This is a genomic window from Clostridium felsineum DSM 794, assembly GCF_002006355.2.
GTDB lineage: Bacteria > Bacillota > Clostridia > Clostridiales > Clostridiaceae > Clostridium_S > Clostridium_S felsineum.
This window is the reverse complement of the sequence record NZ_CP096980.1, coordinates 2,962,716-2,974,745: the sequence shown is the minus strand read 5'-3', so window position 1 is coordinate 2,974,745 and position 12,030 is coordinate 2,962,716. Positions and strand designations below refer to the sequence as shown.

At 28.1% G+C, this 12,030-nt stretch carries 16 protein-coding genes; 14 read left to right on the top strand and 2 right to left on the bottom strand.

Annotated features, from left to right (window positions below; translation table 11 throughout):
- Positions 1-7 precede the first annotated feature (7 nt).
- The gene (locus tag CLFE_RS14090; protein ID WP_077831991.1) at positions 8-250 is read left to right on the top strand and encodes a phosphopantetheine-binding protein; all 243 of its coding nucleotides are present in this window, start codon (positions 8-10) and stop codon (positions 248-250) included.
- Positions 251-275: 25 nt separating this feature from the next.
- Complete coding sequence (locus CLFE_RS14085) at positions 276-1,808, top strand: AMP-binding protein (RefSeq protein ID WP_169850911.1); 1,533 nt, start codon at positions 276-278, stop codon at positions 1,806-1,808.
- A 130-nt stretch (positions 1,809-1,938) separates the two neighbouring features.
- Here the strand turns inward: CLFE_RS14085 and CLFE_RS14080 are convergent, their stop codons facing one another.
- A complete protein-coding gene (locus tag CLFE_RS14080; RefSeq protein WP_077892925.1) occupies positions 1,939-2,379 on the bottom strand; it encodes a YiiD C-terminal domain-containing protein in 441 nt (146 codons plus the stop codon).
- Between the two features lie 397 nt (positions 2,380-2,776).
- Between CLFE_RS14080 and CLFE_RS14075 the strand changes: the two genes are divergently transcribed.
- Positions 2,777-2,902 (top strand): small, acid-soluble spore protein, alpha/beta type, encoded by a 126-nt coding sequence (locus tag CLFE_RS14075; protein WP_139355760.1) that lies wholly within the window; start codon positions 2,777-2,779, stop codon positions 2,900-2,902.
- 108 nt (positions 2,903-3,010) lie between these two features.
- On the opposite strand, the gene CLFE_RS14070 is transcribed toward CLFE_RS14075, so the two are convergent.
- Entirely contained in the window at positions 3,011-3,433 is a 423-nt protein-coding gene (locus CLFE_RS14070; protein WP_077853079.1) for a biotin/lipoyl-containing protein, read from the bottom strand.
- Positions 3,434-3,651: 218 nt separating this feature from the next.
- Here CLFE_RS14070 and CLFE_RS14065 point away from each other — a divergent pair, with 218 nt between their 5' ends.
- The 11 genes from CLFE_RS14065 to scfB all read left to right on the top strand — a co-directional run bounded on the left by CLFE_RS14065 (position 3,652) and on the right by scfB (position 11,812).
- Positions 3,652-3,819 carry a hypothetical protein gene (locus CLFE_RS14065; protein ID WP_169850912.1) on the top strand — a complete coding sequence of 56 codons (168 nt, stop codon included), beginning with the start codon at positions 3,652-3,654 and terminating at the stop codon, positions 3,817-3,819.
- Between the two features lie 357 nt (positions 3,820-4,176).
- Positions 4,177-4,329, top strand: coding sequence for an acyl-CoA reductase (locus tag CLFE_RS14060; protein WP_250944633.1), 153 nt, complete (start codon positions 4,177-4,179; stop codon positions 4,327-4,329).
- A gap of 301 nt (positions 4,330-4,630) precedes the next feature.
- Complete coding sequence (locus CLFE_RS14055) at positions 4,631-5,278, top strand: hypothetical protein (protein WP_077892927.1); 648 nt, start codon at positions 4,631-4,633, stop codon at positions 5,276-5,278.
- 74 nt (positions 5,279-5,352) lie between these two features.
- A complete protein-coding gene (gene ruvA, locus CLFE_RS14050; RefSeq protein WP_077831999.1) occupies positions 5,353-5,955 on the top strand; it encodes a Holliday junction branch migration protein RuvA in 603 nt (200 codons plus the stop codon).
- Between the two features lie 12 nt (positions 5,956-5,967).
- Complete coding sequence (gene ruvB / locus CLFE_RS14045) at positions 5,968-7,014, top strand: Holliday junction branch migration DNA helicase RuvB (protein WP_077832000.1); 1,047 nt, start codon at positions 5,968-5,970, stop codon at positions 7,012-7,014.
- 29 nt (positions 7,015-7,043) lie between these two features.
- Positions 7,044-8,069 carry a tRNA preQ1(34) S-adenosylmethionine ribosyltransferase-isomerase QueA gene (gene queA, locus CLFE_RS14040; RefSeq protein ID WP_077892983.1) on the top strand — a complete coding sequence of 342 codons (1,026 nt, stop codon included), beginning with the start codon at positions 7,044-7,046 and terminating at the stop codon, positions 8,067-8,069.
- 17 nt (positions 8,070-8,086) lie between these two features.
- Positions 8,087-9,217, top strand: a complete 1,131-nt coding sequence (gene tgt, locus CLFE_RS14035; RefSeq protein ID WP_077892928.1) for a tRNA guanosine(34) transglycosylase Tgt — start codon at positions 8,087-8,089, stop codon at positions 9,215-9,217.
- 29 nt (positions 9,218-9,246) lie between these two features.
- The gene (yajC, locus tag CLFE_RS14030; RefSeq protein WP_077892929.1) at positions 9,247-9,531 is read left to right on the top strand and encodes a preprotein translocase subunit YajC; all 285 of its coding nucleotides are present in this window, start codon (positions 9,247-9,249) and stop codon (positions 9,529-9,531) included.
- An 86-nt stretch (positions 9,532-9,617) separates the two neighbouring features.
- Positions 9,618-9,989, top strand: coding sequence for a TIGR04086 family membrane protein (locus tag CLFE_RS14025; RefSeq protein ID WP_077832003.1), 372 nt, complete (start codon positions 9,618-9,620; stop codon positions 9,987-9,989).
- 67 nt (positions 9,990-10,056) lie between these two features.
- Entirely contained in the window at positions 10,057-10,197 is a 141-nt protein-coding gene (gene scfA, locus CLFE_RS14020; protein ID WP_077832004.1) for a six-cysteine ranthipeptide SCIFF, read from the top strand.
- A 250-nt stretch (positions 10,198-10,447) separates the two neighbouring features.
- Positions 10,448-11,812, top strand: coding sequence for a thioether cross-link-forming SCIFF peptide maturase (gene scfB, locus CLFE_RS14015; protein ID WP_077892930.1), 1,365 nt, complete (start codon positions 10,448-10,450; stop codon positions 11,810-11,812).
- Positions 11,813-12,030: the final 218 nt, after the last annotated feature.

The following is a 12,030-nucleotide window of genomic DNA, read 5'->3' as shown; positions in this document are numbered from 1 at the left end:
ATTATCAATGAATATAGATGAAATAAGAGCATTTTTAAAAAATATATTGATAGATATAGGTATAGAAGAAGAATTTTTGAATGATATGAAAAGTGTAACTACCGTAGAACTAGGATTGAAGTCAGTTGAGTTAATTGATATGGCAGTTTCTATAAAAGAAAAATATGGAGTGTCTATGAAATTAACAGTTAAAGAAGACATAACATTAGAAGATATTTGCGAATATATTTTAGAAAATGTTAATAAATAAAGAGCAAAACACTGGGAGGAAGTATATGATTTACGGTGAAGTATTTAACATTAGTAATTACTTAATTGAAGAATGTAATTTAAAAAAAGGTAGAAAAGATAAAATTGCACTATATTATAAAAATTCTATGTATACCTATGGCGATATGAATAATAAGGTAAATCAATTTGGAAATTATATGCGAGAACTTGGCTTAGATATGGAAAATAGAATAGGACTATTAATGCCAGATGAACCAGAATATATATTTTTGTTTTTAGGAGCTATTAGAGTTGGAGTTGTACCACTTTTAATTAATATAAAATTAGACTTAGAAAATATAAACTCTCTTATTGATGAATCTAGAATAAAATATTTATTTACTACAGGAGATTTTTATAATAAACTTAGAGATTATCAACATGAATTATTAAAACAAATAATAGTTGTTAGTGACAAAAAAGATTATATATATAATTTGAATACAAGTTGTAAGTTAGCACCAACAACTAAAGATGATATTGCATTTTGGCAATTTACATCAGGTAGTAGTGGAAGACCTAAGGGAGCCATGCACTTTCATCAGAATGTACTAACAGTTATTGATTCGTTTGGTAAACAGATTTTAAAAAGTAACAGCGAAGATATATTCTATTCGCATCCTTTGATTTCATTTGCCCTCGGAGTGTTATTTACGATTTATATTCCTTTTGCAGTGGGAGGAAGTGCTATTATAAAGTCTAATGACAATGATAATTTATTTTCAGTAATTGATGATATTAATAAATTTAAGCCTACAGTTTTTATTGCGGTACCAATGATTTTTAATTCTATATTGAAATTGCTAGATTCTAATGATATCGGATTTCATAATATGCGTTTATGTGTTACAGGAGGTGAAGGATTACCTAAATCAGTTTATGACTCATGGAAGAAAAGGTTTAATTGTGAAATTTTACAAGAGTATGGCTGTACAGAATCATTAGCAGCAGTACTATCAAATCGAATTGGTGAGGCTAAGATAGGAAGCGTTGGTAAAATTGTGCCTGGATATAAGGCTGAAATATTAGATGAGGAAAATAATGTAGTAGAAGATGGGATGCCTGGTGAATTATTTATAGCTGGGAATAGTATTATGCAAGGATATTGGAATAATAAAGATAAAACTCATGAAATAAAGTACGGAAATGGTGTGAAAACAGGAGATATATTTTATAAAGACAATGAAGGATATTTTTGGTATATAGGTAGAAATACTGATACATTCAAGGTAAATGGAGTATGGGTTAACGGTTCAAAAATAGAAAGTGTAATTGCAGATCATCCATTGGTACAAGAAGGGGCAGTCGCTGGAGAAATAAGTGATGAAAAAACCACAATAATTGTTGCTTATATTGTAATTGGTAAAAGTTCGGCAGATGCTATTGTTAGCGACTTAAAAAAGAGTATTAGACAAAATATTGGTCGTGATATGTGTCCTAAGAAATTTTATATTGTTAAGTCGTTACCTAGAGGACTTACTGGAAAATTAAAACGATCAGCGTTAAAAGATACATCTGTATGTAAAATTATATTATAGGTATATTTTAAAGGTAAAAAACTATGTTGAAATAAAATAAAGCCGCTACGCTAACATGTAGTGGCTTATTTTTGTGAGATTTTAAACTGAAGGCTATATAAATTAAATAGTTTTATATAAAAAATAAAAACTAATGAAATGCTACATAACGACCTTGATATTTTACTAATAAAACATCTTTATCATAGCAAGTTACTTTAAGATCTAATTTACCTTTTTTATGTTTTGAGTACATTTCAAGAAAGTTTTTTTTATCATCTTCATTTTCTAGAGTACACTCTGCTATAAAATCTTTTTTTATAGGTACTAGGTATTCTATAGTGCTTTTTTGAATTACAATATTAGCATCTGGATATGATTCTTTAATATTTGCAAATGTCATTGCCCAACCACAGAGTGTCATTAGACAGCTTATACTACCACCAAATGCAGTTCCTTTATCATTTATATTTGGATTTAATTTTGCTGAAATTCTTACCTTATAAGGTGTGAATTCTAAAACATCAATCCCCATGGCATTAATAATTGGTATTTGTTTATGGATTAATTGTTGAAACTCATTTTTATCCATAATAAATTTCATTCCTTTCATTATGCAAGAAGCACAGAATCTTAAAATATAATTAATAAGTAAACGTATAAATATAATGAATTCTTAATTGTAGAGTTAATAAGTATAAAATAATGGCTATTTATTGCATACTTAATATAATATTATACTTTTTTATATGTAATAGATTGATATGTGTTGATATTAAATAATGGATATGATGAAAATAATGTATAATTGGTTATAAAAAGCAAAAAGTATGTTTTAAAACATGTATTAAAAAAAGAAGCTAAATAATTTATGATATTATTAAAGTATTTAGATTATAAATACTAATGTTTATTGGAGTATATTTTTAGTTTTTGGGGCAAACTTATATGATAAATAAATTTAAACTACTTTTTGGAGGTAAATTATTATGTCACATAAGGATAACAAAAATTCAAAATCTAATAAAAAAGCAGGACAAAAAACAAAAACCGAACTGAAAAAGATGGAAGAAAAACTCTCAAATGAATCTGAAAAATTTGTAAAACACAAATAGTTCCATAATTTGAATTTAGTCTTTTAGTTTTATGGTACAATTAATTCAAAACTTAACTCACATGTGTCAAAAGATTTTATTTTTCTTACACATGTGTGAGTTAAATTGTTAATCTTTAGTGATTTCAAAGAGAATTTGTCCGTATTCTACTAGATCCTTATCATTTATAAAAGATTTTGATAATATTCCATCTACAGATGAAGAAACATTTATAGACAGATTTAAGTAATTAATATTGCATAGAGTTTGTCCTTGAAGAACCTTGCTTCCAAGTTTAGCATATATATTATCTGTTTTAATATTAAAAATGTTGACGATTCCAACATACAGTGATTTTATTTGTACAATATTATCATCTTCTTTAGTGCAACAAATTTCATTATTAAATATTATGTTATCAGATTTCTCAGAATGAAAATTTTTTTGTTGCATTTTTAAGCTTAAAGTAGGTGATTTTAATTCAATATAAGAAATATTTGATTTTGTCATTTGGTTAATAAGTTTTAAAATTTCTTTTTCTTTCATAGTCATATTTTATTAAAATTTCTCCTTGTTAATAAAAATAATTTTTAGAAGTAGTAATATTAGATTAAAATTAAGTTATTATTTTTAGTTTTGGCATAAAATACAATATAAAATCAACAATATAATTATACCACAAATATGGAAAAAATATGTGATATTGTGAAATTAATATATTTTAATGTAGAAAAAATATAATAAATGTAAAACATGTGAGGTGCTGCAGTATGGAGTGTTGGAATTTTTTCAATGATTTGAAGAGTAATATCGTTGGACAATATGCAGACTGTAGGTCTTATAGATTATTGTGTGAAATTCAAGGCTATAATCTAATTAAAGATTTGGAAAGTGAACGAGATATAGTAAATATACTTTTTATAGCAGATACTATTTAAAAAAATCTGCTAACTTATTTCTTAGCCTTCTTACAATATCTCCTGAGAAATTAGATGATGGATGTTGTCAAGTAGTACAAACAGGGGTCTAAGCATAGTTGGCAGAAGAATGTGTGACATACTGCAAATAAGAGAATTTGCGGTGATGGATGATAGCGTTTATGATTCGTCCTGTGAATATAACTGTGTTTTTTATCCAGAACTAAGAGTAATGAAAGAGTATTTCCTATGTATGGACAGTATTCTCTTAAAATTAAAAGTTATATCTAGTTGGAGAAAAATAATAATAAGATATATAAAGAATTTAGAGTATATTAGTCCTTTAATGCTGATTATACAGTGATTTTATCATATAAAATGCCAGATAAAGAATATATAAATAGGTGCTTTTATAGATTTATTTTTGTTTGTCCATACCCATATAATAATGAAGTTGTAGATTATGCAGCTGAAAAATTAAAAGACTATTTGCAGACTATGGGATACAGTGGAGATAATGAGAATTTGTAGAAAAGATGACTTTTTAAGATGTCAGTATAGTAACTAATCTTGGAAAAATGTTATTCCATAGTCCAGGTACATCTCACAATGGATTACAAAATCTTAAAGAGTTTATATTGTTAGTAGACAAGTCTAAAAAATATAATAAAAGAATTATATTTTTTAGTTGAGTATACTCTAAGAAGGCCTATAATTATTTGCAATTATATAAATAGTTGATATATAATAATTGATAGCGTATTTATGTAGATTGTGTTGAATAAAAATATTAAACATGGCAATACTATCCAATATAAGTAGGAGGGATAGTATGACGCTGAAAAAGAAAGTGATTTTAAGTGTTGTAGCTTTAATTGGGACTTTTGTTTTTTCTTTTTGTATAGGATATAAGGAAAATTTAAAAAAAATTGTAGCTACAGAAAAATATAAGATATCTAATAGTATTGAGGAATTTTTAGGAAAAAAAGAAAGTGATAAGATTAAATACACTTTAAACAATAATACAAGAAAAAAAACATCTGATATTTTAATAGTTAAACAAGAATATGATATAACATTTGATCCAGAAGATGAAACAAAAAATACTGTCTTAAAATCAAATGAAGAAACAAATGTAGCAAAAGAACATAAGGAAAATATGACAAAAGAACAAATCACCAAAAGCTATGAAAAAGAGGGATACATTGTAGTATGGGACAATGATATGAAAGTTGAAGTTATAAAAAATAAATATATAAATAATCATAAAGTTGATGGAGTTTTTGTACTAAATAAAAGCAAGAATAATGATAAAATAGAGGTATATAAAGTAGATGATAATGGAAATCTTCAAGATACCAAAGAACAAGCATATATAAACACAAATCAACTTAAAAATGAAACTAAAAATCGTTTGGAAAAAGGATTCTTGGTGTTTGGCTCCAAAGAAGATGCAAAAAAACTTGCAGGTTACGATTAAAATAATCTGTAGGTTTTATTTTTAAAAATCTGAGAGTTAAGGAGCAATAATAATATTATATGGGGGTAATAATTTTGTATGAGTATGTAAAGGGAAAATATATAGGTATAAATAAAGATTACATAATAGTAGAAAACAACGGAATGGGATACAAAATTTTTACATCAGGAAATACTATGGCAAATATGCCTAAGACAGAAGAAGAAGTGCTTATATACTTAACTCAAATTGTGAGACAGGATTTTATAGGACTCTATGGTTTTTTAACAAAAGATGAACTTGAGATGTTTAATAAATTGCTTACCATAAATGGTGTTGGTGCTAAGGCATCTTTATCACTGCTATCTATTTGTACTGTAAATAATTTAAAATATGCTATAATTACAGGTGATGAAAAGACAATAGTAAAGGCTCCTGGAATAGGTAAAAAAACAGCTCAAAGAATAATACTTGAGTTAAAGGATAAATTCAAAGCATCAGATGTTGAAGGAAGTTCGGAAATTAGCGATCTTAATATAATTGAAAATAGTAATACCCAAAAGATAGAAGAAGTTAGGTTTGCATTAAATTCACTTGGATACTCAGAGAAAGAGTGTGATAAGGCTATAGATAATGTGGACAAGAACGAAAGCATTGAAAATATTATAAAAAGTTGTTTAAGGTTTTTAATGAATTGAGAGTGATTTAATATGGATGAAAGAATTTTAACATCAGTAAATTTAGGAGAAGATTCTACAGAATATAATTTAAGACCTCAAAGATTAAATGAATATATAGGTCAAAGTAAAGTAAAAGAGAAGATGGATATATTCATAAAAGCTGCAAAAAAAAGAGGAGAAGCTCTTGATCATGTACTTTTTTATGGCCCGCCAGGACTTGGAAAAACTACTCTTGCAAATATAATAGCAAAAGAGATGGGTGGAAATTTAAAAGTTACATCAGGTCCAGCTATTGAAAGAGCAGGAGATTTGGCAGCTATTTTAACAGGACTTTCAGAATATGATGTGTTATTTATAGATGAAATACATAGACTTAATAGAAGTGTTGAAGAAATATTATATCCGGCAATGGAAGACTATGCTTTAGATATAATAATTGGCAAAGGAGCAGCAGCTAAATCCATAAGATTAGATTTACCAAAGTTTACTCTTATAGGAGCTACAACTAGGGTTGGACTTTTAACAGCACCCTTAAGAGATAGATTTGGAGTACTTTGTCCTATGGAGTTTTATAATTATGAAGAACTTAAAGAAATAATAGTTAGATCTTCATCTATATTAGAAATCGATATAGATGAAGATGCTGCTCTTGAAATAGCAAGGCGTTCAAGAGGAACACCTAGAATTGCCAATAGGCTTCTTAAGAGAGTTAGAGATTATGCAGATGTGAAGGGAAAAGGGATAGTTGACCTTAATTCTTCTAAAAAAGCTCTTAAATTACTTGAAGTTGACGATGCAGGTTTTGACAGTATAGATAATAAAATAATAAAGGCAATAGTAAGTAATTTTAATGGTGGACCTGTAGGTATTGAAACTCTATCATATTTTGTTGGAGAAGAGACGGATACAATAGAGGATGTATATGAACCTTATCTTCTTCAGAAGGGTTTTATAATGAGAACACCAAGAGGAAGAATGGCTACTAAAAAAGCATATGAACATTTAAATGTACCATTTTTATCGAAACAAGATAGTGCATCAAGTAATCAGTGCTCATTTTTTAAAAAAGAGAGTTAAAGTACATAAGTGAAAGGAATGTGGATATTTTGCAACTAGAGGATTTTGATTATTATTTACCAGAGGAACTCATAGCCCAGCATCCTTGCGATAAAAGAGATGAGTGTAGACTTATGGTTATGAATAAAAAAAGTGGAGAAGTTGAACATAAGATTTTTAAGGATATAATAAATTATTTAAATACTGGGGATTGTCTTGTTTTAAATGATACTAGAGTTTTGCCTGCTAGATTAATTGGAAATAAAATGGAAACTGGTGGGAAAATGGAGTTTTTGTTATTAAAAAGAATAGATAAAGATACTTGGGAAACACTTGTTAAGCCAGGAAAGAGAGCTAAAGTAGGAGCGAAATTTGAATTTGGAAATGGAATTTTAAAAGCTGAAGTTAAGAGTATAGGCGAAGACGGCAATAGGATTGTTGAATTTCAATATGATGGTATTTTTGAGGAGATACTTGATGAATTAGGACAGATGCCGCTTCCTCCATATATAACAGAAGAATTGGAAAACAAAGAAGAGTATCAAACTGTGTATTCAAAAAATAATGGGTCTGCAGCAGCGCCTACGGCTGGATTACATTTTACTAATGAATTATTAAATAAAATAAGAGCAAAGGGAATAAAAACTGTATTTTTAACACTTCATGTTGGATTAGGTACATTTAGACCTGTTAAAGTAGAAAATGTTGAAAGCCATCATATGCACTCTGAGTTTTATATGCTTTCAAAAGAAAGCGCAGATATTATAAATGAAACTAAAAAAAATGGTGGAAGAGTTATATCTGTTGGAACAACATCAACTAGAACATTAGAGACTATTGCAGATGAAGATGGAAAGGTAAGAGAACAATCAGGGTGGACAGATATATACATATATCCTGGTTATAAATATAAAATAGTAGATGGGCTTATAACAAACTTTCATCTTCCAAAATCAACATTAGTTATGTTAGTTAGTGCATTATCTTCAAGAGAAAATATATTAAATGCATATAAAAATGCGGTTGAAAACAAATATAGATTCTTTAGTTTTGGAGATGCTATGTTTATAAAATAGACTGAGGAGGAATACTTTTGTACACACTTTTAAAAAAAACTGGTAAAGTGAGAAGAGGGAGATTTGAAACTGTTCATGGTACAATAGAAACACCTGTTTTCATGAATGTGGGAACACTAGGAGCTATAAAGGGAGCAGTATCTTCCATGGATCTTAAGGAGATTAATTGTCAAGTTGAGCTTTCTAATACATACCATTTAAGTCTTCGTCCAGGTGATGATGTAATAAAAAAATTAGGTGGTCTTCACAAATTTATGAATTGGGATAGACCTATTTTAACTGATTCTGGTGGTTTTCAGGTTTTTTCTTTGGCTGAAATAAGAAAAATAAAAGAAGAAGGTGTATATTTTAATTCTCATATAGATGGAAGAAAAATATTTATGGGACCAGAAGAAAGTATGAGAATACAAAGTAACATAGCATCAACTATTGCTATGGCTTTTGATGAATGTATAGAAAATCCATCACCAAGAGATTATGTAGAAAGGTCAGTTGAAAGAACAACTAGATGGCTTGTAAGATGTAAAGAAGAATTGGATAGATTAAATTCTCTTCCTGACACAATAAATAAAAATCAAATGCTTTTCGGTATAAATCAAGGTGGAGTTTATGAGGATATAAGAATAGAGCATGCAAAAACTATAGCAAAAATGAATTTAGATGGTTATGCAATAGGTGGGCTTGCAGTTGGTGAAACTCATGAAGAAATGTATCGTATAATAGATGCAGTTGTTCCACACCTTCCACAGGATAAGCCAATATATTTAATGGGAGTTGGAACTCCGACTAATATACTTGAGGCAGTATCAAGAGGCGTAGATTTCTTTGATTGTGTTCTTCCTGCAAGAAATGGGAGACATGGTCATGTATTTACAAAACGTGGTAAAATAAATCTTAGAAATGAAAAGTTTGAATTGGATGATACTCCTATAGACGAGGGATGTCAGTGTCCAACATGTAAAAACTATACAAGAGCATATATAAGACATTTATTTAAGGCAAAAGAAATGTTAGCTATGAGATTATGTGTACTTCACAATCTTTATTTTTATAATACACTTATGGCAGATATACGTAAGGCTATAGATGAGGATCGTTTTGAAGAGTTTAAGAATGAAAAATTAGAAGCATGGAATGGTAAGGCTTAAAAATTTTGTAATTATGGGAGTGAACTATTATGCCAACTACAGTTATAACAATACTTTATGTTGTTGGATTACTTGCTGTATTCTATCTTGCTATGTACATACCAGATAGATCAAGAAAAAAGAAATTTAATAAAATGTTAGAGGAACTTAAAGTAAAAGATAATGTGGTTACAAGATCAGGTATGGTAGGACAAATAACTAGTATTCAAGATGAATTTGTTATTATTCAAACAGGTCCTGATAAAGTTAAAATAAAAATGAAAAAGGAATCAATAGCAAGTGTTGAAAATAGAAAATCAGATAATTCAAAGTAGAAGGTAATAAAATAACTTTTATCTACATAAATAATTATTATATAGATGTTGTATAAAATTGTTTGGTGTAGGTGGAGGGATTTTATTTGGAGAAAAGTAGTAAAATTTATATTTCAGCAGTAGGAGGAGTTATAAGATCAATATTTATTACACTTCTTGTAATTCTTATTTTTTCATTTGTTTCAACTAAGGTTAGCTTTTCAGAAGGAATTACTAACATGGTTATACTGGTTACTACACTTTTAAGTGTAATGTATGGAAGTATTTATTCTTCAAGAAAATCAGGAAAAAAAGGTTGGCTTAATGGACTTTTAGTTGGATTACTATATATTGCAATATTTTATATTGTATCTCTTATAGATGGTTCCAGTGGAAACCTTCAATTAAGAGATATTATAAGAGTTATACTTGCAATTATAGTTGGTACATTATCAGGAATGCTTGGAATTAATATTTAAAATCTTTATTTAATTTTTAAATTATGCTATAATTTATTGTAGCTTGTATTAAATGGGAGGAATCATAATGAAACATATAAAAAGTATTAATAAATCAAATATAAAAGAAAGTCTTAAAAAGCCTGGATGTAAAGAGTGTGCAAACTCATGTCAATCAGCATGTAAGACATCTTGCACAGTTGCAAATTTAGCTTGTGAAAATAAATAAGATATAAAAGACAGGTAAAAGTCACCTTTATATAAGAGTGAAAACGAGGACTAGGGGTTTAACGTTGCTTTACTCGTTAAAAACTAAGATTTTTGAGAGGAAAAGTTATGAAAATTTTTCGCAAAGAAAATCCGTAGTTTTAGCGATAGTGATGTTAAACCCTTCCTTATTGTTGCAGTATTTTGGGACAACTCCTAAAATATAAATTTGGTTAAGTGAAAATTTCAAAAATTTTAAGGAGGAAAAAAATTTGTCATTAGTTCATAAGTTCGCTCAAGATAATCACAGATATATTATAGATGTTAATTCGGGTTCTATACATGAAGTAGATGAAATTGTTTATGATTTAATAAATGAAGATAAAATGGATAGCAAGGAAACGCTTATAGATAAATTTAAAAATAAGTATAATAAAGAAGAAATTTTAGAAGTTTATGATGAAATAAAAGAACTTATTGCAGAAGGTGCGCTTTATTCAGAAGACTTATATGAGGATATAGCTAAAAAAAGTACTAACGAACCATCTTTTATAAAAGCTCTTTGCTTAAATATAGCACATGATTGCAATTTAAGATGTAAATATTGTTTTGCAGATGAAGGAGAATACAAAGGCTGTAGGGAAATAATGTCTCCAGAAGTTGCTAAAAAGTCTATTGATTTTGTAATAAAACATAGTGGACCACGTAAAAACATAGAAGTGGATTTATTTGGTGGAGAACCTCTTATGGCATTTGATACAATAAAACAGGTTGTTGAATACGCTAAAGAAGAGGAAAAGAAACATAATAAAAATATAAGATTTACAATGACAACAAATGCAACACTTTTAAATGATGAAATAATGGATTATTTAGATAAAAATATGGGTAATATAATTTTAAGTTTTGATGGTAGAAAAGAAGTTAATGATGCAGTAAGAGTAAGAGCAGATGGTACTGGATCACATGATTCTATACTTAAAAATATAAAAAAGATGGTTGATAAAAGAGATAAATCAAAGCAATATTATGTGAGAGGTACATTTACAAGAAATAATACTGATTTTTTTGAAGATATAAAGTATGTTGCGGATATGGGATTCAAGGAAATATCAGTTGAACCAGTAGTACTTCCAGATGAACATTCACTTTCATTAAGAGAAGAGGATCTTCCGAAAATATTTGAACAGTATGATCAATTATATAAAGAAATGATAAAAAGACACAAAGAAGGAAAAGAATTTAAATTTTATCATTTCAATGTTGATATAAATGGTGGACCATGTGTTTATAAAAGAATATCCGGATGTGGTTCAGGACATGAATATGTTTCAATTACTCCATCTGGTGATGTATATCCTTGTCATCAATTTGTTGGAAATAAGGATTTTATAATGGGAACAATTTATGATGATGATGATATGGATGAAGATATAGCTAATGAATTTAGACAAGCACATATATATAATAAACCTAAATGTAGAGAATGTTGGGCTAGATTCTACTGCAGTGGAGGATGCCAAGCTAATAACTATAATTTTAATGGAGATATGCATATACCTTATGAGATTGGATGTAAAATGCAGAAAAAGAGAATAGAGTGTGCTATTGCTTTAAAAGCACAAATTGGGGATTAGAACATCGTATTGACTAAGGATTATATCAGTGGGTATAATTAAAAATATAGTAAATTGCATTTTTAGGGAATAAGTACTAATTTTAATAAAAACAAACACTAAATTAAAGAATATAGTTTACATTTGTATTGCTTGGACATAAAACTTCCAAAATAACTTAAAATTATTGTTGCAAAATTAAAGAATAAGCTTTACAATATAAATTATATGGCATAATC